The following is a 22,229-nucleotide window of genomic DNA, read 5'->3' as shown; positions in this document are numbered from 1 at the left end:
GAACGGGTGATACGGATATTTCCCAACGAAGACTCCGCCCTTAGACTCCTTGGAGCCGTGCTCATGGAAATTGATGAGAGTTGGTCTACAGGCCATCGGTACTTCGACATGACGGAGTACCTGGAGGAAGAAGTCCTTGGGTACCACCGGGAAGAATGCCAGCGTCACACAGGCAGCTTAACCTTTCACGTCTACCAGGGCGAATTTACACCACAATCCGGACTTGACCCCCAAGCAATCACCACCCGGATGTAGACGGGACTGAAAGTTGTCAGAAAGGCTGGCCAAGCTGTGGCCGGGGCGTCAAGCAATCACCACCCGGATGTAGACGGGACTGAAAGGTAATAGCGACAGCAACAAAAATCGCACGTTCTGGCAAGCAATCACCACCCGGATGTAGACGGGACTGAAAGGATTAAGAGCGAGTGTGCTGTAGCGGATATTTCAGATTCAAGCAATCACCACCCGGATGTAGACGGGACTGAAAGGCTCCCAGACCAGGACCTGAGAGACAGCCAATTTCGCCCAAGCAATCATCACCCGGATGTAGACGGGACTGAAAGTTCTTATTCTCATCAACAACACAAGCAAGGCTACCACAAGCAATCACCACCCGGATGTAGACGGGACTGAAAGTCGGCTTGGGCGGCAGTCACCGTGCCCATGTAGTAAACAAGCAATCACCACCCGGATGTAGACGGGACTGAAAGAACAAGTCCGGGTCCGCGCGGACAGCGCTTTCAAGCCCAAGCAATCACCACCCGGATGTAGACGGGACTGAAAGGGAGTACGATGGGGCGCTGCGTTCCAGCGCCAAGGGGACAAGCAATCACCACCCGGATGTAGACGGGTAGTCTTTGGAAGTTAAACTGGAAGGGAACAGCATTCTGAGGTCATTGAGGATGCCATTCCCTCCCCGCCCTCCGAGTGTCCTGGGCAAAAGGTGTTGATTACCTTTCATCCTATAAATCTTTCACAATTTCTTCCAGTATATCCCTGATATCAAATTTGTCGATGTAGCGGGCACCTTCCAGTATTCGAGATATCAACATGGTTATGTCGTCGTAAGCGTCCTGAAATTCAATGTCTTCCGGACGGTTTCCCGGGATCATGTCGTCGGTTACTCCAGGAGGCAAGTTTGACATTAGAGATCACCTCACATAAAGATTTTGGTTCTATAAGTAAATTCGGCCAATTCAAGGAAATTGTTAGCTATGGGGATTATGTAATAGATCATTAATGGCCCAACCCTCCGGACCCGCTCCTCCGAGTACTGCTCTAATTTCCCATTTGCTTTCCCAAGGGTTCATTGGTACCATATAACCGAACGTTTGTTCGGGTGGGTTCCAGGTGGCAGTCATTTACCTCAGAGTAGACGGCTTCTATGTGGGTGTGGAGCGAAGGGGACAAGGCAGGGGCCCCGCCAGTGTCCAGAAGGGCAATACCCTGGTGGATATCTCCGGCACCGCAGAGCTCTGTGGAGTCGAACGTGGCATGAGCCCCACAGTTGCCCGGAGACTATGCCCTCGCCTCGAGATTCTCCCCTGGAGCGGGAACTTCAGGGCCCCTGCGGAGGAGATGCGGGGAAGGCTCACTGCCATAACCCCATTCATAGAAGCCATCGACTTCCATGAATCATTCCTGGCCTGCTCGGTCCAGGAGGCAATGAGGATCCCGGACCTCATCCCTGGAGCAGGGTACAGGATTGTTGTCTCCATTGCCTCCAACAAGTTCGTGGCCAGGGCAGCTGGGATTCTGGCAGCAGGGCCCGGTCTTGTTCTGCGAAGGGTTGAGGAAGCCAAGGAGAGGCAATTCATAGCCCCCTTCCCCGTAGGCCTCCTGGAGGTGCCCGGGGATATCAAGGAAGCCCTGAGGAGGCTGGGGATCCACCGCATAGGAGACCTTCGTTTTTCCACTGAGGAACTCGAGCGCCTTTTCGGCCCCTGGGCCCACGTGATCGACCAGGGCCGTAACGGGCAGGGGGATTCCAGGGTCAAGGCATACGGGAATGCCCCTTGGATCACCTGTGAACACCTGGAGGGACAGCCCCTGGATGATCTTATAAGGCAAAGGCTCAAGACGCTGCTGGACAGCCTTGAGGCGGGATTTGGCATAGGTTTCCTCTCCATTACCCTTTCGGGGGATGGCCCCAGGGTTATATGGTGTTGACACCGGGAGAGTATGTCGTTAAAGAGGGAGGGAAATCCGGTAGTAGTTGACGGTGTATGGAAGGGATTGGGGTATGAGAGGCGAACCAGAGGAAGTGTGTTTGAATAGGACAGGCGAGAAGGCCCGCCTTCGAGAGCTGACCCTTCTCGCCTGTGGAAGGTAGATCTTCCGAGTTGATCGTAGCCAACCTCGCAAAGAGTGTCAAGTCATACCTGGAGAGTTTCTTGAACGAAAGGCCGAAGGTGCGGGTTTCCTGCCCGGATTGCGGGGTGAGGATGCATGGGCACGGCCGGTACTTCCGCGGGGTGAGATCGAGTCTTGGAGAGGCTGCTGTGCGCATTCCCCTGTACCGGGTAATCTGCCCCCATTGCCAAAAGACCCTCACAGTGCTTCCGCACTTCCTGCGCCCCTACAGTCCCTACACGCTTTTTGCCCATGAAGGAGCCCTTTTGGACTATTCCACAGGAGATCAGAGCCAGGAAAAGGTGGCTTATGACCGGGACCTTGAACCCCGTACCTTCCGGCGCTGGCTGAGGGCCCTGGGAGAGCAATACTGGTCGGTCCTGACCGGGTGGCTGGCTAGACGGGTATTGGAATTTGAGCCGGGTCTTTGGGTTACCGGATGCTATCGTGATGTCCGCCACCGCCTCGCGGTACTCTTCAGGCTGGCCAGGGCATACCAGGTCATCGTGAACGGCATAGATTCGACCCCCGTGCTCCCCCTGATCCAATTGAGTTTCCAGCCCCTGTTCTAGACAGAACGCCAATCCTTTCCGGTGCCTTCCCGCCAATGAACCTCCGGTGCCCGCCAGGCTTTCCGGTGCCCGCTCGCCAACGACGAGACCCTCCAGATGGGTATCCGTGTGTGAACGTGAGGGTGATAAGAAGGCACACCCCACATAGCGTGTCCTGGACCCGGGGGACCACTGGGCCGACAATGGAGAAAAAAGGAGGTCCTGTGCCATGGACAGACGCAAAGCCCAGGAGATCGCTAACTTCCGCTACGGTCTCATCGCCCCTGTGGTGAGCCGGCAGGACCTTGACCGCGGCGAACAGGCCCGGCTATTGGGGGAGGTAGCATCGTCCCGGCACCGTATCCCCTACAGCACCCGCACACAGGTGAGCGTACGCACGCTGGAGCGGTATCTCGAGGCCTACCGGGCCCGGGGGTGGGAGGGGCTTTTACCCTCGCCCCGCACTTCATCCCCCCGCCTGCCGGGGGAGGTCCTGGACTGGGCGGTCAGGCTGCGAGAGGAAAACCCTCAAAGAAGCATTGACCGCATCATCCGTGTCCTGGAGGATGAAGGAACGGTAGAGCCCGGGCGACTCAAAAGAAGCACCCTGTACGACCATTTCACCCGCTTGGGTCTTACCCGGTCCCAGATGCCCCGGAAAGAGAGTTACCAGCGCTACCAGGCCCGGCGCCGTAACCAAAGATGGCAGGGAGATGTGCATCACCTGCTTTATCTACCCCAGCCGGATGGGACCAAGCGCAAGGTGTTCCTCGTGGCCTTCATCGACGACTACAGCCGCTTTGTGCCCCATGCGGAGATCTACCGGGCCGAGAGACTTCCCATGCTGGAAGACTCGCTCAAGAAAGCCCTGACAAAGCATGGGGTCCCCGAGCAGATCCACGTCGATAACGGGGCTATCTACTCCGCCCACCACTTTGAGCGCATACTCGGTCACCTGGGCATCCAGCTCATCCATTCCCGCCCCTACCGTCCCGCGGGCCGCGGGAAAGTGGAAAGATTCTTCCAGCTGGTATGCACCAGCTTCACTTCTGAAGCCTACAGGTTACTCGAGAAACACCCGCTTACATTGGAGGAACTCAATGACCTGTTCTGGGCATGGCTCCAGGCATACTATCATGAGCGTATCCACTCAGCCACCAAAGAAAAACCGGCCCTGAGGTTCGAGCATGACCCTACACCGCTACGCCGTGTGGACCTGGCCGGGCTGCATGATGCCTTTTTGATGGAAGAATATCGCAAAGTAGATAAGACCGGGGTCTTCACAATAGACCAGATACCCTACCAGGCGCCCCTGGAACTGGCCCACCGAAGGGTGCTGGTACGTTATGACCCTTATGACCCCCAGGTGGTCCAGGTCCACTGGGATGGCCGGCAGGATGACGCTACTATGCTGGTCGTGCCAGAGCATGCGGGTAAAAAGAAACCTGAGCCGGTTTGCACCCCAACGGACAGCGGCCTGAACTTCCTCACTGCCCTGGAGCATGAGCACAAGGCGCGTCTTGACAGTGCCCGGCTCAGTTACCGGGGAGTACAAGGAGGCAAACCCAAGTGAAAAACATCCTTTGTCACTTCGGCTTAGACTACATGCCATTTGGCAGGGGTATCGCCGCCGGAGACCTCTACTTGGGCCCCGCTTTGTCCGAACTCCTGGCCCGCTTCACCTACGCCTGCAACAACCGCTCGTTCATGCTCGTCACCGGGGATGCCGCCGCGGGCAAGTCAAGCGCCCTCCGGGCCCTCTTTGCTCAACTTGACTCCAGTGTCTACCGCTTTATCTACATCGCTGACTCCCGCCTTACCCCAAGGGCCTTCTATGAACACGCCCTGGCCGCCCTGGCTATCGCTCCCATGGGCTTTCTACCCCGTCTAAAGCGGAACTTCCGCACAGCCGTACAGGACCTCGTGGAAAACCAGGAGCGTCAACTGGTCGTGGCTATCGACGAGGCACACACCCTCGGGCACGACATGCTCCAGGAACTCCGATTCTTACTAAACTTTCGCCTTGATTCTGACTCCCTCTTTACCCTCCTTCTGGTGGGACAGCCCGAACTCAAGGCTACCCTTAAACTCCTGGCCTATCTCCCCATTGCTCAACGTCTCGACCTAACATTCCACCTCGGAGGACTCGCCCTGCCCGAGACCCGGGACTACATCCATCACCAACTCAGCACCGCTGGCTGTGACCAGCCCCTCTTTACCCAGCAAGTCATCGAGAAGATCCACGCTCACTCCAAGGGACTCCCTAGGCTCATCAATCGCCTCGCCCGCGGTTGCCTGCTCGATGCCGCTCTCCATCAAGACCCCCTCGTAGAGGACTCTCACCTTGCCCATGTCCTCTCTGACCTCGAGGCTTGAAACTCCCTCATTCACTCCCGGCTATCAAACCACGATGCGCCCGCAACGGGCGCATCGTGGCCTAATACAAACCCGCCATTTATTCGTAGACAATCCCCGTCAAACTATTCCGGCACGAACAATATGGAAGAGAACCTTTCCCCAGAGGGTCTCCCTGCCCGGGCTCCTCGGCGCCCTCTCTCCGTTCCTGAAGGGACTGCCACAGGATGTGACAGAATTATGCCTGGAAGCGGGGGATTTCGGCCCTGCCAGTATCAGCCAGGGGGTTCTCTTTGGGAAACCGGAAGGCCTGGATAACGTGATTAGTGGTCTGAAGCGGAGGTACGGCTCTTCTATCATAAGCGCCGGTAAGGAGCTGGGGCGCAGGGAGAGGGTGCTGGCCCTGTGGGACCCCTTGAGGGGTGGACGGTATGAGCCGCAGGGTGAGGGTGAAGGCCGCCGGTGATAACCCCCGGTCCATCCTGTGGAAGGGGCGCTGGCACCCGGTAGTTGATATCATGGAGCTCTGGCGGGACACAGGGGAGTGGTGGCAGGGGGAAACCGAGAAGCTCTTCTACCGCTTGAGGCTCTCAGACGGCAGCCTCCTTGAGATATACCGGGCCGGGGAAGAGTGGTTCCTCTACAAGGTCTACGATTGAGGGAGGCGCCATGTTCTGCCATCTTCACGTTCATTCCCCCTTTTCCTTCCTGGACGGTGCCAGCCCTGTGAAGGCCTTGCTGGAGCGGGCATCGTCCATGGGCATGCCTGCCATGGCCATAACCGACCACGACAGCATGGCGGGGGCTATGGCCTTCAGGCAGGCAGCTGAAAGGATGGGCATGAAGGCCATCCAGGGAGTAGAACTGACCCTGGAGGGCGGTTATCACCTGGTTTTGCTGGCCCGGGACGCCACGGGATATTCCAGTATTTCCCGGGCGATAACCAAGGCTCACCTTAGCAGCGAGCGCCTGAAGCCCAGAGCCTCTTGGGAAGATATCTCCCAGGTTGAAGGGGTCTTCTGCCTTTCGGGTTGCCGGAGGGGGGAGATCCCTTCCCTGATCCTCAGGGGCAAGTACCAGAAGGCCCTGGAGGCAGCCCGGCGCTACATCTCCCTGTTCGGCCGGGAGAACTTCTTTTTAGAGATGGAGGCGGCATCGCTGCCCGGTTCCGGGCTCTTGAACCGGGGCCTGAAGGAGATGTCCAGCGTCCTTGGGCTGAGGCTGGTGGCCACCGCCAACGCCCACTACGCGAGGAAGGAAGACTTCCCTGTCCACGATGTGCTTACCTGTGTGAGGACCCTGACCAGGCTGGAGGAGGTCCACCCTGAGCGCAGGCTCAATGCCGAGAACTACCTGAAGAGCCCTGGGGAGATGCGGGAGGCCGTGGGGGAACGAAGCGCCCTGGAGACAGCGGAGTGGATCGCCCGGGAGTGCCAGGCCACCCCGGAACTGGGAAAGAGGCACTATCCTGTATATGGGGTAAAGGAACCCGGGAGACTCCTGGAGCACCTGGTCATGGAGGGAGCCCTGGAGAGATACGGGAGGATCGGCGACAGGATCACTGAGCGGCTCAGGCACGAGCTGGACATCATAGGCCGCCTGGGCTACGAGGACTACTTCCTTCTAGTATGGGACATAGCCCGCCACGCCCGGGAAAAACGCATCCGTTACGCGGGGAGGGGTTCAGCGGCGGATTCCGCCGTGGCATACTGCCTCAGGATCACCGAGGTGGACGCCATAGCCCGGGATCTCTTGTTCGAGCGCTTTCTCAGCGCTGAGCGGGCCGAGAAGCCCGACATCGACCTTGACTTCGATGCCAGGTACAGGGATGACGTGGCCAGGTACGTCACGGAGCGCTACGGTGGGGAGCGGGTGGCATGGACCTGCACATATAACACCTTCAGGGCACGCTCTGCCCTGAGGGACATGGGCAAGGCCATGGGTTACCCGGAGGGGGAGATAGACCGCCTGGCCAAACGCATGCCCTACCTGAGGTCCGATGCCATAAAGGAGGCCATGGACCACTACCCCGAGCTGGGAGGTTCCCATCCTGAGCGATATGGGCTCCTCCTGGACATCTGTGCCCGGGTTTCCTCCTTCCCCAGGCATATACCCATCTAGGAGGGATCGTCATAGGGGGAAGCCCGCTGGATGGCATCGTACCCCTGCAGAGGTCCGCCAAGGGGGTCACCATCACCCAGTTTGACAAGGACGGCATCGAAGACATAGGCCTCATCAAGATGGACCTTCTTTCCTTGAAGACACTGTCGGCGGTGGATACGGCAGTGTCCTCGATCAAGACAGGGGATCCATCCTTCCGGTACGAGGACATCCCCCTGGACGATGCCTCAACCTTCAGGATGCTCCAGTCGGGGCACACCATAGGGGTGTTCCAGCTGGAGAGCCCAGCCCAGAGGAGCCTCCAGTCCCGGCTGGGAGCCAGGGAGGTGGAGGACATTGTATCCAGCGTGGCCCTGATAAGGCCCGGGCCCATCAAGGGGAACATGGTGGAGCCCTTCCTGGCCCGGCGGGCCGGCAGGGAGAAGGTTACCTATCTTCACCCAGATCTCAAACCCATACTGGAGAAGACCTACGGGGTGGTGCTCTTCCAGGAGCAGGTTATCGAGATCGCAACGAGGGTGGGAGGGTTTACCCCCGGGGACGCGGACCGGCTCAGGAGGGCCATGACCCACTACCGCTCCCCTGAGGAGATGGAGGATATCGGGAAGGACTTCGTGGCCAAGGCGGCCTCCCGGGGGGTGCCCGAGGGCACCGCCCGGGAGATATTCCAGATGATGAAGGGATACGCCAGCTACGGCTTCTGCGAGGCCCACGCGGCGGCTTTTGCCAGTACCGCGTACAAGACGGCCTACCTCATCCAGCACTACCCCGCCCACTTCTTCGCGGCCATCCTCAGCAGGCAGCCCATGGGATACTACTCCCCGGCCACCATCACGGTGGAGGCAAGGCGCAGGGGGATTGGGATCCTGCCCTTGTCCATAAACGAGAGCGGGAGGGACTTCCAGGTGGAGGGAGAGGGCATCAGGGTGGCCCTGAGCAGGGTGAAGGGGATCCGCCAGGGAGAGGTGGTGTCCATCCTGAAGGGCAGGCCCTATCCTTCCCTGCAGGACTTCCTGGAGAGGAGGAGGGTATGCCTGGACACCGCGGGCAGCCTCGTGCTGGGGGGTGCCTTCGATGCCCTGGATGACAACAGGAGGGCACTCCTTTGCCAGATCGAGGCATGGAGAAGGGGTTTGAGTTTCCCGGGAAGGCCCCAGGACTTCAGTCATGCCGAGAGGATCCTCCAGGAATATGAGGTCCTGTGTTTGTGGGTAAGCGGCCACTACATGGAGGTCTTCAGGGAGCGCCTCAGGAAGCGGGGGTTTTTAAGCAGCTGCGAACTGGAGAGATTAAGGGATGGATCCCGGGTGAGGGTGGCGGGGCTCCCTGTAAGGCCTCACAGGCCCCCCACCAGGAGCGGGCGTACCGTTGTGTTTCTCTCGCTGGAGGACGAGACGGGGCTTATCGACATCGTTGTGTTTGAGAACATATACCAGCGGTGCGGCCAGTTCATATTCTCCCCGGAGGTCCTGCCCCTAGAGGTCGAGGGCACCCTGAAACGCAGGGGGAGGGGGGGAAGCATAGTGGCCTCCTGGGTAAAGCCAATGGGTCCCGGTGCCTTGGCTTCCTGGGAAGAGGGCCCTGTGCTATAATCAAAACAACCAAAGGAGAACCATTCCAATGGACACAAAGGGATCGACCCGGGGCCACCTGGTGATCCCGGGCCTCCTCATCGTGGGCACCCTGGCGGCTACCGCCGTCCGGATACCGGCCACCAGCTTCCGGGGCTACTTCCACCTGGGAGAAGCCATCATATTCACGGCGGCCCTGCTGTTTGGCCCGTTGACTGGAGCCATAGCAGGCTCCGTGGGCTCGGCCCTGGCTGACCTGGTCCTGGGGGTTCCCGTCTGGGCCCCCTTCAGTTTCGTGATAAAGGGCTTCGAAGGCTTTGTGGTGGGGTTTCTCTCAGGCCAGGCGGAACCGCGCAGGGATGTCGCGGCCATGGCCGCAGGGGGCCTGGTGATGATAGCAGGCTATGCGGTGGCGGTTGCCTTCATCGAGGGCCCTCGAATCGTACCGAGAGAGGTGGCGGGGGATCTCGGGCAGGTACTGGTGGGCGGCATCATTGCCTTCCTGGTGACCAATGCCGTGAGAAGGGCCTATCCCGAGGTGGCTGGCTACAGGGAAGGCCCGGGAAAGCGGAGGTGATACCCGTTGCAGGGAGGAAAACTCCCTCCCGATGTCCTCCGGTCTGTAGTCCTCGGGCGGATACAGAACAGGAACCCAGAGGTCCTGGTCCATGCCTCACTGGGAGAGGACTCCGCCGTCATCGACTTCGGGGACTTCGTGTGCGCCCTGTCGGTGGACCCCATAACAGGGGCTGACGAGGGTGCTGGGTGGCTCGCCGTCCACGTCTCCTGCAATGACGTGGCGGCCAATGGCACCACGCCTGTGGGGGTGCTCCTCTCCGTCTTGTGCCCGGAGGCGGGCTATGCAGAGAGGCTGGAGGCCATCATGACGGATGCCGAGAGGGCTGCCGGCGAGCTGGGGATAGAGATCCTGGGGGGCCACACCGAAGTCATGCCAGGCTTATCCAAACCAATCATAACGGTGACAGCCGTGGGCAAGGCACCCAGGGACCGCCTGGTGACCTCCGGGGGCGCAAGGCCTGGGGACCAGCTCCTCCTCACCAAGGGAGCCGGCATTGAGGGTACCGCAATCCTTGCCTATGACTACGGTGACATCCTGGCGGGCAGGGTGCCCCCGGGCATCCTGGAGAGGGCCCGGGGTTTCGTATCCATGATCAGTGTGGTAAAGGAGGGCATTCTCGCCGCGACGGCCGGGGCCACTGCAATGCACGATGTGACTGAGGGAGGGGTCCTGGGGGCCGTCTACGAGATGGCGGAGGCCTCTGGGACCGGGGTGGAGGTGTGGGCATGCAGCATCCCCATCCTGGAGGAGACCAGGGCCATCTGTGAAGCCCTGGAGGCCGACCCCCTCTCCCTGATCTCCAGTGGCGCCATGCTCATCGCCGCTCGGGAAGGGGAATGCCTCAAGGAACACCTGGAAGCCCAGGGTGTACGGGCCGAGGTCATCGGAAGGTTCACCCCGGGCTCCCAGCGAGTGCTAATCACCGGAAACGGTCCTCGAACCATAGCTCCCCCCCAAGGGGATGAGCTGTGGCGCGTAAGGGCCCGCCTGGATGCCCTCCTGGCGTCCGGGAGCCCTGGAAGGGCGGGATAGGGGATGCTGCTGCTTCTGGCCGCGGTGGCACTGGGCATCTGGCTCCTGGCGGCCGGGGGCGTGAGGGTCATGACCCGTTACGAGCACACACCTCGTTCCCGGGCGGTGTTCCGGGGGCTCGTTCCCTTCGGTATACTGGCGGGCTACTGGGTTACGGTCAGGTACTTCCCGGGGCTGGAGGGCACCCCCTACTTCTGGTTCCTGGCGGCGTTGTTCTTCCTACCCTGTTACACCCTCCTGGCAATTGTCCTGGCAGAGGCGTGGAGGTTCACAGTGCAGCTGGAGTACGAGAGGAAGATATACACCCTCCAGGAGGAGGAACTTCGCCTGGAGGAGGAAATGGAGGCCCTCAGGCGGGCCGGGCGCGGGGAGCCTGTGAGGCGGGAGGATGCTGAGAGGAGAGAGGCCCCGTCCTCAGGTGCCCGGGAGCTCAGGGACAGGGTGGAGAGGTGGAAGCTCCAGGGAGGCTCGGTGAGGGTCAGGACCATGAAGGTTGAGGGATGGGAGAGGGAGATCAGGAAAAGTACCCGGGAGGAGCTGGTGGCCCTGGCTCGGGAGATAGAGAAGTCCCTGGGGCAGGATGGGGACGATGACCAGGCCCACCTGGACCTTGTCAGGAGTTACCTGGCCAGTGAGGAGCCCCGCGAGGCCCCTGGGAACGGCAGGACAGCCCAGGAGGCCGCAGGCCAGGATGCCTTGTTGTACCAGCAGCTGGCTGGCACCCGCAGGGAACTGGCCATGTGGAGGCAAAAGAAAGAGGACTTCTTGAAGAGCAAGATAACCCTGGCATAGGGGGAACGGCCATGAGCGTGATAACCTCTTACACCACCCGCATCCGCCTTAAGACCGGGGAGGGTCAAGACTTCCGGGAGACTGTGGGGTGGTCCCTCTTGGTGGATGCCGTAGAGGCCACCGCCGAGAGCCATGGGGGCCGTGTAGTAAGGTCCATATCGGACTTCTTCGGGCGGGTGCGCCTGTGTGACCTGGCCCTCGTTACTCCGGAGATGCCCAGGGGTGTGGGTGTCGAGGTGGACGAGGCCACGGGGGAGGTATTCTTCCTCTATGACGACTATGGCGGCCTGGAGGAGGCCAGCCGGGACCTGGCAGAGGAGATCTCGCAGAACTTCGCGGCCCTTGCCGTTACCCGGGCCTTCGAGAGCCTCAACTATGAGGTTGAGGTGGAGGAAGTGTCCTCCCCAGAGGGCAGGGAGGTCCTGGTGAGGGGGGGCTTGTGATGCCCCGGATCGAGGCCAGGGTGGGCCGGGGAGGCAGGGTGAAGGTAGACTTCGTGGGGTTCTCCAAGGACAACTGCCTGGCGGAGGCGGCGGTCCTGGAGGCGGCCCTGGCAGAACTGGGCCTTGTGACCTCTCTGGTTGAAAGGAGTCCCAAGAGCGAAAAACAGATCCAGGAGGAGATCGGAGAGGAGGCCTCAAGGAGTGCGGACCCAGAGGGAACCCGTTAGGGTCGTGGCCTCAAAGGGACAGGCCTTTGTGGAGGTGGCCGTGTACCATGACAGGGTGGAGGTCTATGAAAGGTCCGGAGGGGGAGAGGAGGGGCTTCGCCAGGCCCTGGAGGAGCTGGGCCTGGAGGCCTGGACGTGCTTCTCTTCACCCTGCGGCTAGGAGGGGATCCCTTGGCCTACGAGCTGGAGACAGGCTGGATAAGGGAGGCGCTTCTCAAGAGGAAGTCGCTCTATTCCCCTGTCATCTGCTTTGAAACCTCTGACCCCAAGCGCATATACCAGCTGAAGTGCTATCTACTGGAGAACGAGGAGACCAGGGCCGCCGAGAACGTCCTGCTATATGACCAGTGGGACGGCCTCTCCAGGTTGCTTCCTTCGCCATCGGGACCCGTTGCGGAGCCCTACAGGAAACGAGTGGGGGGCTCGCCCTTGACCGCCAGGGCCATGGGGCGGGAGGGCGTTGAGCTGGCCCAGCTCAGGGCGGTGCTCAAGGAGGTTGACCCCTACCTGAAGTCCTCCCGGTCCCTCTTCATCATCCAGAACCTATCCGAGAGCCGGGAGTGGGAGACAGGCCTGCAGAGTGCCCTCAGGGCCTGGGCCATCGACCCCTCGATAATAGCCCGGGGCTCCTCCATTGTGCTGCTTACCGCGGCCACGGACAGGCTTCTGGACGACTTCACCCGCGAGCTGGTCATCACCAAGGAGGTGGACCCCTCCTCGGACCGGGAGAGGGCTTCGATAATATCCGAGCTCTCCAGGGAACTGGATATCCCACTGGATGGGCTCATGGGCGAACTGGTGGTGGCCACCGCGGGGCTGAACCTGCACCAGATGGAGAGCATACTCCTGGAATCCTACCACCGGTGGCAGCGCTTCGACCTCAGGGCCGTGAAGGCACTGAAGTCGGACCTAGTGCAAAGCTCGGGGGTCCTAGAGGCAAGGGATCCCGTATACGGGTTCAGCGATATAGGTGGTTACCAGTCCATTAAGGACTTCGTGAGGAAGTTCATCATCAATGTCATGAAGAATTCGGACAGGGCGAAGCGCTTCGGCCTCTCACTCCCCAAGGGCATCCTGTTCTTTGGACCACCGGGGAACGGGAAGAGCCTCTTTGCGTCTGCACTGGCCACGGAGATCCAGCTGCCCTTCATCAACCTGGTCACTGAGAACATCTACTCCAAGTGGCTGGGGGAATCGGGCCAGCGCATGAAAAATGCCATTCGCATGGCGGAGAAGATGTCCCCCGCAGTTGTGTTCGTGGATGAGATCGACCGTTTCGGTCAAAGGAGCGCCGTGGCGGGAGGCTCGGCGGCGGAGGAGACCCGGAGGGTGTTTTCCCAGTTCCTGGAGTGGCTGGGAAACCCGGAGCGGGGTGCCATGATAGTGGGGACCACCAACGTACCAGGGCACCTAGATGAGGCATTCCTCAGGACCGGCCGGCTGGACTACAAGATCCCCTTCCTCTACCCTGGGGAGAGGGCCCGGCTGGAGGTTCTCCTGGTGCACCTGGGGGTGACGCCAGGTACCCGGCCCAGGGCACCCCTGGGGGAGCCCGAGGAGGAGGTGAGGGACTTCCTGTCCCGGGAGATAGTCCCCAGGACCAAGAACTTCTCCTGCGCCGAGCTGGAAGAACTGGTGACCCGGGGCAAGCGTGTGGCCTTTGACCGCGGGGCCGAGAACCTGGCCAGGGAGGACTTCATCACCGCGGCCAGGAGTTTCCGGGTAGACCACCGCCACAGGGAGGGCGTTATCAGAACCTGCCTGGAGCAGGCAAGGCACTATACGGATGACCAGTCCTTCCTGGATGCCATGGAGGCTGAGATGGAGGTGGACATCTAGGCCTGTTGGACAATCTGGCGCCATTGTTGTATTCTGGGTGGGGCGGCCTGGACGGCCCGCCGGCAGCCCAGGAAGACACAGGACACTTGTAAACTCGATGTGAGGGGGTGTTATGGTGAAGGAGGAAGTCGAGAAGGCCCTGGCCAAGGTAAGGCCCATGCTCCAGGCCGACGGGGGTGACGTGGAGCTGGTTGACGTCGAGGGGGGGCTGGTGAAGGTGCGCCTTAAGGGGGCCTGCGGCGGGTGTCCCATGGCTACCCAGACCCTGAAGCATGGTATAGAGCGCCTCTTGAAGAAGGAAGTGCCCGAGGTGGAGGAAGTCGTCTCGGTGTAACGTAGACGTATAGACGGGACGAGCTGGCGGCGCCTGTGACAACAGTCACGGGCGCCGCATATATTATCGAAGAACGAAAGGGGGGAGATACATAGTGACGCTACCCAAGAACCTCTGCATTGTGAAGACCGCCGACCTGACCTTTGATGAAGTCATTGGCGAGGTTACCAAGCAGGTCATAGCCAGGGGTACCATTGACCTGCTGGCCCACAAGAAGCCGCCTGCCCGGCAGATCATCGATACCGTAGCCTCGGTGAAGATCAAGAGGACCCGGGTTGTGGATGGCAAGGTGATATTTGACGGAGAGGTTGAGGTCAAGGTCATCTACGAAGCGGCCAGGGACGACCAGCCGGTATTCGTCGCAGACATCGTGATACCCTTCTCCGACTTCGTGGACATTGAAGACGCCACGGCTGACGCCAAGATCGTTGTCAAGGCCAGGATCGAGGATGTCGAGGCCGTTCTTACCGGGAAGGAAGTGAACGGCTTCAAGAAGATCCAGGTGACTGTGGTCGTCGAGGTCTTAGTAAAGGTTGTCAAGGAGCGCGTGCTCAAGGTGGCTGTTGATGTCTCGGGGCCCAAGGGGATCGAGGTCAGAAAGGAGATCCTCAACGTACAGAGTACCCTGGCGGTTACTACCAAGCAGATCAACGTCAGGGAGACAGAAAACCTCGACGACCTCTTGAAACCGCCCTTCGTCCAGCTCATCGATACCTTCGCCACGGTTCACATTGAGGACTTCAGGGTCATCAGGGACAAGGTGATCTTCCAGGGCATGGTGCACGTCAAGGTGTTGTATGCCACAAAGACCCAGCAGGTTGTGGTGCTGGCCGAGGATATCCCCTTCAGGGACTTCATTGATGTGCCAGGGGCGGAGCCCGGGGCTGACGTGGATCTGGACGTGGAAGTTGAGCACATTACGGTCACGGCAGAAGACCGGGACGATGATAATCGCAAGGAGACCATCACCAAGACGGTGATACTCAAGGTCACCGCCAGGGTGCTGGAGAAGAAGACCATCCGGGTGGTCACCGACGTCACGGGTGTCCCGGGCATAGAGGTAACGAAGCAGCTGGTCAGGGTGGAGGAGGTCATCGGCGAGCAGACAGCCCAGGTCATTGTCAGGGAGGTCCTTAATCCGGAACCGCAGAACAAACCCTGCATTGTACAGGTCATTGACTGCCGGGCCTTCGCGAAGATCACCAACGTCGAGGCGCTGGTCGACAAGGTTGTCGTAGAGGGCGAGGTGGAGATAAAGGTTATCTATGAGAGCGAGGCCCAGGCCGCCCACGTGCTGTCGGGTGTGTTCAGCTTCTCGACCTTCGTGGACATCCCAGGTGTCACTCCAGACCTCGAGCCGTCCGCCTCTGTGAGCGTTGTGGATGTCACCTGCCAGCTCCAGAACGGTCCTCGCAGTCCCGTTGATGTCCAGGCGGTGCTGGTCGTGGACGTGCGTGTGGCGGTATCTCGCCAGATCAGGGTGGTCCTGGCGGTCTTCTGCCCTCCGAAACCCGTTGACTTCGTCTGCCTGGCAGTGGTGACGGCAAACAGGGTGAATGTACGGAGCGGGCCTGGTACGCAGTTCCCAGTGATAGGCCAGGTGAACCTGGGTGACAAGGTGACCATACTGCAAGAGGTCGGAGCCTGGAGAAAGGTCCAGGTGCCAGGGCTCGGAGGCGTGGTGGGGTTCATCTTCGGCCGGTTCGTTCGCTGCATAGAACCCCTCGGCTAACGGTTGATGGCCCACGCGAGAGGCCTGCGGAGAGGATCCGCGGGCCTCAGCGAGGGATGGCTCCGGCGGTAAGAACGAAAAGGGGCTATCCTGGGCGGGTCTTGGGTAGAAACCCTGGTGCCTGGGGCAGCCCTGCCTTTTACCACTGGCCGGATATGATCTCTACCAGGCACTGGACTATGGCGGGGTCGAACTGGGATCCGGCCTTGTCCTCGAGCTCCTGGATGGCTTCCTCCGGTGTCACCGCCGGCCTGTAGGGCCTCCCGCTGATCATGGCCTCATAGGCGTCTACCACCGCCAGGATGCGGCACTCCATGGGTATGCTCCTGCCTGAGAGCCCTTCGGGATAACCGCTGCCATCCCACCACTCGTGGTGGTGGAGGATGAGGTCAGCTATGTGGCAGAGCTCCGGTGAGTTCCGGGCTATGCGGTAGCCTATTACCGGGTGCTGGCGGATCTCTTCCATCTCATCCTCGGTGAGGTGGTCCTTTTGGAAGAGGCTCTGGTCACGCACGCCTATCTTTCCCAGGTCGTGCACCTCCGCCAGGAGAGCTAGGTTAGACATGATCCTTATGGGCAGGCTCAGCGACTGTCCCACACGAGAGCACAGATCTGACACCCGTTCCAGGTGGCCTTCACTGGCGTAGACCCGGGTGGCCAGGATCGCGCGGAGGGCCTTCACCATGCCATGGGAGGCGCTGGTGGTACGGTGCATCTTGTCCCGGTACATGTTCCTGTCCGCCAGGTTGAAGACCTCCTCCAGCGGGGCGGAAGGGTTGTAGGTAGTGGCCATCCCCAGGGAGATGCTGATGGGCAGTTCGGGGTGGGCTTCGCTGTAGGAGCGGCAGGCTTCTTCCAGGCGGGCGCAGAGCGTCTCGGCTATTATCTCAGTAGTCCGGGGCAGTATCACCGCGAACTCGTCCCCTCCCATGCGCGCCACCACATCCGTATCCCGGAAGCACTTCTTGAGGAGGTCAGCCAGGGTCCTGAGCATTTCGTCGCCCTTCAGGTGGCCCATGGTGTCATTGACCAGTTTGAGCCCGTCTATGTCAGTGCTCACCAGCGTTACCGGGTACTCACCGCTCTCCTGGAGCCTCTGCATCGCCTCTTCGAAGTGGGCCCTGTTGTGCAATCCCGTGACGGCATCGTGGAAGGTTAGGTGTCTTACCGATTCCTCTGCTCGCTTCCGCTGAAGGGTGTTGGAGATGAGCTCCCCAACCACCCTGAGAAGCCCGGAGTTCTCCGACAGCCACGGGTTGGGTGCCCTTATCCATTCAAATCCGGCGAAACCTGCCAGGGTTCCCCCGCACACCATGGGGACCACTATGATTGAGTAGATGCCCTGGGACATCCAGCGCTCCTTCTCAATCCTGGCCTCTCCGGGCATGCCCTCCACCATGGGCACCACTATGGTCTCATTGGACATGATCCTCTGGCAAAACCACGGAAGGGAGTCCACGAAAGTCCCCCTTAACTCCTCCCTCTGGGACGGGATTCCCTCCCGGCACCACTCGTAGGCGCTGTCCATCCTGGTGCCTGCCTCCGAAAACAGCAGGACGTATGCCCTGTCAACCTCGAGGAATTCCCCGATCCGCTCCAGGGCCCTGGTGATGTACTCGTCCATGCGCTCCGCTGGAAGGCTTATGAGCTCTGTGGATATTCCGGCGATGAGGTTCTCAAACTTGTACCTGAAGGCCAGGTCCATTTCCGCCTTCTTGCGGTCGCTGATATCAATTGCCATCTCATAACGCACCATCTTGCCGGTGGGCCAGGGGATGGCCCTGTCTATGCAGCGGTACCAGCGCCCATTGAGCGAGTTGTGGAACTCCCACACGTGGGGCTGCCCCAGCTTCTCGCCAAAGATAATGTGATTGGTGCAGAAGGAGCAGGGGCTGTCCCCTTGCTGCAGGGCCCTGTAGCATACCTGGCTGGCGACTCCTCCCATGGCCGCCTTGGCGGCTTGGTTCGCGTAGAGTATCTCATAGGTATCCGGGTCCACCACGTAAACGATCTCGTCTATGCTGTCGAAGATCGATACCAGCTGCTGGTGCTTGAGGCTCAGTTCTTCCTCCATCATCTTGCGCTCGGTGACGTCCCGGGCTATGCCCTCCACCGCCACCAAGTGGCCCTGGCTGTCGTAGATAGGGTGGAGGTGTTGCTCCATCCACCGGGTGCCGTGCTCCTGCTGGCAAGACATGACGATGGTGCCCCCAAAGTCCATTTTCCCCAGGTTCTCAGGGCAGGTTATGGCCTCGGGCAGGAGTGCCTTCCACACGGAGGGGTCACGATAATAATCCCCTGGTTCATGGCCGGTGACGGTCTTGGCAGCGGGGCTCACATACTCGAACCCCTGGTCAGGCTTCAGTCGAAACCGGTAGATCACGTCACTGGCGTTCTCCGCCAGGAGGCGGAAGAGGGCTTCGCTGGCCTCCAGCGCCGCTTCCCTCTCACGCTCCCGGGTGACATCGCGAAACACCATGATAACGCCGGTTATGGTGCCGTCGGTGTCCCGGATGGGGGAGGCGCTGTCAGCTATGGAGCGCACCGTGCCATCCTTGGCCACGAGGGCGGTGTGGTTTGCCAGTCCTACAATGCGGCCCTCCTTGAACACCCTGGTGATGGGGCTCTCCACTGGCCGGAGGGTCTTCTCGTTGTGGATCCTGAATACCTCATTCACAGGCCGCTCTACGGCTTCCTCCTGGGACCAGCCTGTGAGAGCCTCCGCCACGGCGTTCAAGAGGACTACCCGCTCACTGGTGTCCACCACTATGACGCCATCGCCTATGCTGGCCAGGGTCACCGCCAGTCTTTCCTTTTCATAGGCGATGGCCTGCTCGGCAAGTCTCTTGGCCGTGATGTCCAGGGCCATTTCGATCATGTAGGACAACTTGCCGTTATCGTCGAAAACGGGAACGCCGTGGACCTCAACGTACACGGCGTCACCGTTTTTGTCCATGTGCTTGTGCTCCACAACTACTGACTTGCCCGTCCTGGCGACCTCTCTCAGCGGGCAGGGATGATCAGATTCTGAACAAGGTGTGTCCCTGTGGTGGGTGAGCTGGTAACAGAACAACTCACCCTCTCCAGCCCCGCCGCAGACCTTCATGGTGCTCTCGTTGGCCAGGGCGACACTGTGATCGACGTTCAGGACCAAGAAGGGAAAGGGGATGGCGTTGATGACGGTGGAAAGGAAGCGGTCTTGTGCCAGGTTTTGCTGAGCAAGCCACGAGCCGTTATGGCACTTGTTTCCAGGTCCAGGGTCCGACCCCATAGACTCTACCCCCTAATGCCTACAATCTTGTTCTGGTCCCCTCCACCGCAAACCTTGTCGAAAAAACCGTATCTCGAATTGCCAGAGTCTATTCTCCTTATAGGCAGTTTTTTCCTGCTCTTAATCGTGTATTTCATCATATTTTTAGTTTTCCCTAGATACCCAGTACATGTAAGAAAGGGCCCGTCACCTGTAGGAGCATATCGACATCTTTCGACAAAAAAGTTAAAAGTGGGAAAGAATATCCCTTCCCCCTGGGTTTCACAGGGTTCGCCGCAGGCAACCTAGAAGGCCCCGCCCTGAGGCGGGGCCGGAGCGTGTCTAGGCCCGGTTAGGAGCGAAGGAGAGGGCGAGTGAGGCAGGTAGGGCCTCCCGTAGCCGTGACTGAGATTTGCTGGCCCGTGTACTCGTGCACCCGGCACCCGTGCTTGATGAGGCGAGCCTTCGTCACGGGGTTCCCAGAGTGAAGCACCACGTTCCTGGGGGAGATGGCCAGGACGTTTGGCCCCAGGCTGTCAAATTCCTCATCCGGTACGGTTACCGTGTCTATGCCGCGAGCCTCGAAGAGCTCCAGGAGTTGGATAGGGGCGAGCCTCGGGTAAACCACTGCCAGGTCACGGTCCACTGGGGAAATAACTGACATCAGGTGGAGAACATGTCCTGCACCCAGGTAGTGAGGGAGGTGGATCTGGATGACATCCCTGGTGACGAACCCTTCCATGACAGCCTTGATCTGGCGGTAGGCCTCGTGGTTTGTCCTGTAGGAATGACCGATGAGAAAGGTGTCGGGGTCAAGCCACAGGGTGTCCCCGCCGTCCACCGTGGCATCGCCGTGGACCGAGAAGAGTATGGGAATGCTGAGCTTGGCCATAGCCCGGGCAGTGTACTCCTCCTCTCCTTGCCTCAAAGGATTACCTGACCGGCACATGATGGCTCCTCTCGGGGTCATTATTGAGGCATCATGTGTAAAGAGGGGTTCCCGCTTCTCAGGGTGGACCTCATCCTGGTCTATGACCTCGGCACCCTCGCTCCGGAGGATGCTGGTGAAGGCGTCATGCTCCGCCTGAGCCGCCTCAAGGTCAGGCCTGCCTGGGTAGCCCCAGAGTTTGTATTGCTCCATGTTAGAGAACTCCACTCCGGGTCTTCTAACCAGCACCTTCTTCAGCGGCGAGCATTCATCAGACACACCATAGGTTTGCATCACTTCCACGGCCTCCCTTCCTGTAGTGGGCTCTGGGCATGGATCGAGCATAACATGAAACATGCTCGGGACGGAAGGGTGATGGCCCAGATTTGCCAAAGCACCTGGTGGTGAAGAGGGGTTTGGGGCAGTATGGAGAAGAGGCTACAGAAACATGCCAGATCCCCGGAAGGGGCCCCAGGAGGACGCCATGGAGACGTTGATCGAGATGAAGGCAGCTGTCATGGATGCTATAGACGCCAGGGCCAGTGACATCCTGGCCCTGGGGAACCGCGTTTTCCAGATGCCTGAAATGGGGTACCGGGAGCACGACACGGCGGCCATGGCGGCGGGGGTGCTCCGGGGCCTGGGGCTGGAGGTCCAAGAGGGCCTGGCCATTACGGGGGTGAAGGCCATCGCCCCCGGCCTGGCTTCCAGGCCCTGCGTGGGCGTTTTCGGCGAAATGGATGCTGTGGTGTGCCATGCCCATCCAGGTGCCCACGCTGACACCGGGGCAGTTCACGCCTGTGGGCACAACGCACAGGTTGCCGCCATGGCGGGGGTGGCCATGGGCCTTATCGAGTCTGGGGCGATATCCCATCTGGATGGCTCGGTTAGGTTCATGGCGGTCCCGGCCGAGGAGTACGTGGAGATGGAGGCCAGGGCTCACCTCAGGAGGCGGGGCCGGATCGCCTTCTTCGGGGGAAAACAGGAGATGATACACCGGGGGCACCTTGATGATGTGGACATGGCAATGATGTTTCACCTTGACTCGGACGTGCCTGAGCGCAGGGTGAGGCTGTGCAGCGCGAGCAACGGCTTCATAGGAAAGATGATACGGTACACCGGGCGGGAGGCACACGCCGGGTCCAACCCGCACAGAGGCATCAACGCTCTCAATGCGGCCATGCTGGGGCTCATGGGTATACACGTGCAGCGAGAGACCTTTCGTGACTGGGACAACATAAGGGTACACCCTGTGCTCACAAAGGGGGGGGATCTGGTCAACATAGTCCCCTCGGACGTCAGGATGGAGACATACGTTCGCGGCAACACCATGGAGGCCGTCGCGGAGGCCTCAGCCAAGGTAGACCGGGCGCTCCAGGCTGGTGCCTATGCTGTGGGGGCTTCTGTCCACATTGACAACATGCCAGGTTACTTGCCCCTGGAACCCGATGCCGAGCTCAACCGGGTATTCATGGAGAACGCCCGGGCCATCCTGGGCCATGATGCCGTCACGCCGGGCTCGGTCATGATGGGATCAACAGACATGGGGGATGTCACGCACATTATGCCGGGCATTCACCCCATGGTAGGCGGCACAACGGGGCAGGCGCATACCCGTGACTTCAGGATCGTTGACGAAGAAATGGCCTACATAATCCCGGCGAAGATAATGGCCATGACGGTACTGGATCTCCTCCATCCCCGGGGGGGCAGGGCCAGGGCTATTCTGGGGGCCTTTAGAGCGAGGATTGCCAGGCAGGGGTATGCCGGGGAGTGGGAGAGATACATTGGGTGAAATGGGTTGGAAGGGGGTGTGGTCCTTGCCGGAAGAGGGCATCCATGAAGACCTGCTCTACAATACTGCTGAGGAGGCTACCTTCGTGGAGATCCCGGTGAGGTTCGGGTGGCTGGACCCAGACGAGCAGCGCAGGCGCGGCAGGTACCTTGAGGAGATTACAGAGGAGAGCCCTAAATAGGGTCATATTGGGCCCCCCGAGCGGGGGCTTTTCCATTTGGTTACATGGTTCAGGATATGGAAGGGGGAGCAAGGGATTGGATGAGACTGGCCCGAGTTAACATAAAAAGGGGGCGCAACCGGTATTATCCCTGGCAGGAAAGATTG

19 protein-coding genes, 2 pseudogenes and 1 CRISPR repeat array are annotated in these 22,229 nt (G+C 60.1%); of the genes and pseudogenes, 19 read left to right on the top strand and 2 right to left on the bottom strand.

Translation table 11 applies throughout. The features are described from left to right. From AB1576_13555 to AB1576_13475, 17 genes and pseudogenes are all read left to right on the top strand, one after another. A pseudogene (locus AB1576_13555) lies at positions 1-126 on the top strand (transposase). A 105-nt stretch (positions 127-231) separates the two neighbouring features. Then, a CRISPR array of direct repeats spans positions 232-859; the repeat unit is 37 nt; unit sequence CAAGCAATCACCACCCGGATGTAGACGGGACTGAAAG. 491 nt (positions 860-1,350) lie between these two features. After that, the gene (locus AB1576_13550) at positions 1,351-2,169 is read left to right on the top strand and encodes a hypothetical protein (protein ID MEW6082752.1); all 819 of its coding nucleotides are present in this window, start codon (positions 1,351-1,353) and stop codon (positions 2,167-2,169) included. Between the two features lie 173 nt (positions 2,170-2,342). Next, positions 2,343-2,924, top strand: coding sequence for a DUF6431 domain-containing protein (locus AB1576_13545; protein MEW6082751.1), 582 nt, complete (start codon positions 2,343-2,345; stop codon positions 2,922-2,924). A 208-nt stretch (positions 2,925-3,132) separates the two neighbouring features. Further along, positions 3,133-4,476, top strand: a complete 1,344-nt coding sequence (locus AB1576_13540; protein MEW6082750.1) for a DDE-type integrase/transposase/recombinase — start codon at positions 3,133-3,135, stop codon at positions 4,474-4,476. Next, positions 4,473-5,279: an AAA family ATPase gene (locus tag AB1576_13535; protein ID MEW6082749.1), complete on the top strand. Its 807-nt coding sequence runs from the start codon at positions 4,473-4,475 to the stop codon at positions 5,277-5,279. Before AB1576_13540 ends, AB1576_13535 begins: the two co-directional genes overlap by 4 nt. A gap of 410 nt (positions 5,280-5,689) precedes the next feature. Further along, complete coding sequence (locus AB1576_13530) at positions 5,690-5,917, top strand: DUF6504 family protein (GenBank protein MEW6082748.1); 228 nt, start codon at positions 5,690-5,692, stop codon at positions 5,915-5,917. Positions 5,918-5,927: 10 nt separating this feature from the next. After that, positions 5,928-7,450, top strand: a pseudogene (locus tag AB1576_13525) (PHP domain-containing protein). 63 nt (positions 7,451-7,513) lie between these two features. After that, on the top strand, positions 7,514-8,971 hold the full coding sequence (locus tag AB1576_13520; protein MEW6082747.1) for a hypothetical protein: 1,458 nt from the start codon (positions 7,514-7,516) through the stop codon (positions 8,969-8,971). A gap of 28 nt (positions 8,972-8,999) precedes the next feature. After that, complete coding sequence (locus AB1576_13515) at positions 9,000-9,527, top strand: ECF transporter S component (GenBank protein MEW6082746.1); 528 nt, start codon at positions 9,000-9,002, stop codon at positions 9,525-9,527. 6 nt (positions 9,528-9,533) lie between these two features. Beyond that, entirely contained in the window at positions 9,534-10,562 is a 1,029-nt protein-coding gene (locus AB1576_13510; GenBank protein ID MEW6082745.1) for an AIR synthase family protein, read from the top strand. Between the two features lie 3 nt (positions 10,563-10,565). Beyond that, on the top strand, positions 10,566-11,354 hold the full coding sequence (locus tag AB1576_13505; protein MEW6082744.1) for a hypothetical protein: 789 nt from the start codon (positions 10,566-10,568) through the stop codon (positions 11,352-11,354). 11 nt (positions 11,355-11,365) lie between these two features. Next, positions 11,366-11,797: a hypothetical protein gene (locus tag AB1576_13500; protein ID MEW6082743.1), complete on the top strand. Its 432-nt coding sequence runs from the start codon at positions 11,366-11,368 to the stop codon at positions 11,795-11,797. Then, positions 11,797-12,024, top strand: coding sequence for a hypothetical protein (locus AB1576_13495; protein ID MEW6082742.1), 228 nt, complete (start codon positions 11,797-11,799; stop codon positions 12,022-12,024). The genes AB1576_13500 and AB1576_13495 overlap by 1 nt, the downstream gene beginning before the upstream one ends. Continuing rightward, on the top strand, positions 11,999-12,184 hold the full coding sequence (locus AB1576_13490; GenBank protein MEW6082741.1) for a hypothetical protein: 186 nt from the start codon (positions 11,999-12,001) through the stop codon (positions 12,182-12,184). Before AB1576_13495 ends, AB1576_13490 begins: the two co-directional genes overlap by 26 nt. Beyond that, positions 12,160-13,863, top strand: coding sequence for an ATP-binding protein (locus AB1576_13485; protein MEW6082740.1), 1,704 nt, complete (start codon positions 12,160-12,162; stop codon positions 13,861-13,863). Before AB1576_13490 ends, AB1576_13485 begins: the two co-directional genes overlap by 25 nt. Before the next feature lie 115 nt (positions 13,864-13,978). After that, positions 13,979-14,197, top strand: a complete 219-nt coding sequence (locus AB1576_13480) for a NifU family protein (GenBank protein MEW6082739.1) — start codon at positions 13,979-13,981, stop codon at positions 14,195-14,197. Between the two features lie 94 nt (positions 14,198-14,291). Continuing rightward, complete coding sequence (locus AB1576_13475) at positions 14,292-15,929, top strand: SPOCS domain-containing protein (protein MEW6082738.1); 1,638 nt, start codon at positions 14,292-14,294, stop codon at positions 15,927-15,929. A 139-nt stretch (positions 15,930-16,068) separates the two neighbouring features. Here AB1576_13475 and AB1576_13470 read toward each other — a convergent pair whose 3' ends face one another. Beyond that, positions 16,069-19,200, bottom strand: coding sequence for an HD domain-containing phosphohydrolase (locus AB1576_13470; protein MEW6082737.1), 3,132 nt, complete (start codon positions 19,198-19,200; stop codon positions 16,069-16,071). Positions 19,201-19,531: 331 nt separating this feature from the next. Further along, positions 19,532-20,401, bottom strand: coding sequence for an arginine deiminase family protein (locus AB1576_13465; GenBank protein ID MEW6082736.1), 870 nt, complete (start codon positions 20,399-20,401; stop codon positions 19,532-19,534). 154 nt (positions 20,402-20,555) lie between these two features. Here AB1576_13465 and AB1576_13460 point away from each other — a divergent pair, with 154 nt between their 5' ends. Next, positions 20,556-21,902, top strand: a complete 1,347-nt coding sequence (locus AB1576_13460; GenBank protein ID MEW6082735.1) for an amidohydrolase — start codon at positions 20,556-20,558, stop codon at positions 21,900-21,902. A 25-nt stretch (positions 21,903-21,927) separates the two neighbouring features. Continuing rightward, entirely contained in the window at positions 21,928-22,083 is a 156-nt protein-coding gene (locus AB1576_13455; GenBank protein ID MEW6082734.1) for a hypothetical protein, read from the top strand. The last annotated feature ends 146 nt before the right edge of the window (positions 22,084-22,229 follow it).

The organism is Bacillota bacterium (assembly GCA_040754315.1).
Lineage (GTDB): Bacteria > Bacillota > Sulfobacillia > DUSP01 > JBFMCS01 > JBFMCS01.
The sequence above is the reverse complement of the archived record's forward strand: the minus strand, read 5'-3'. Positions and strand labels throughout refer to the sequence as shown.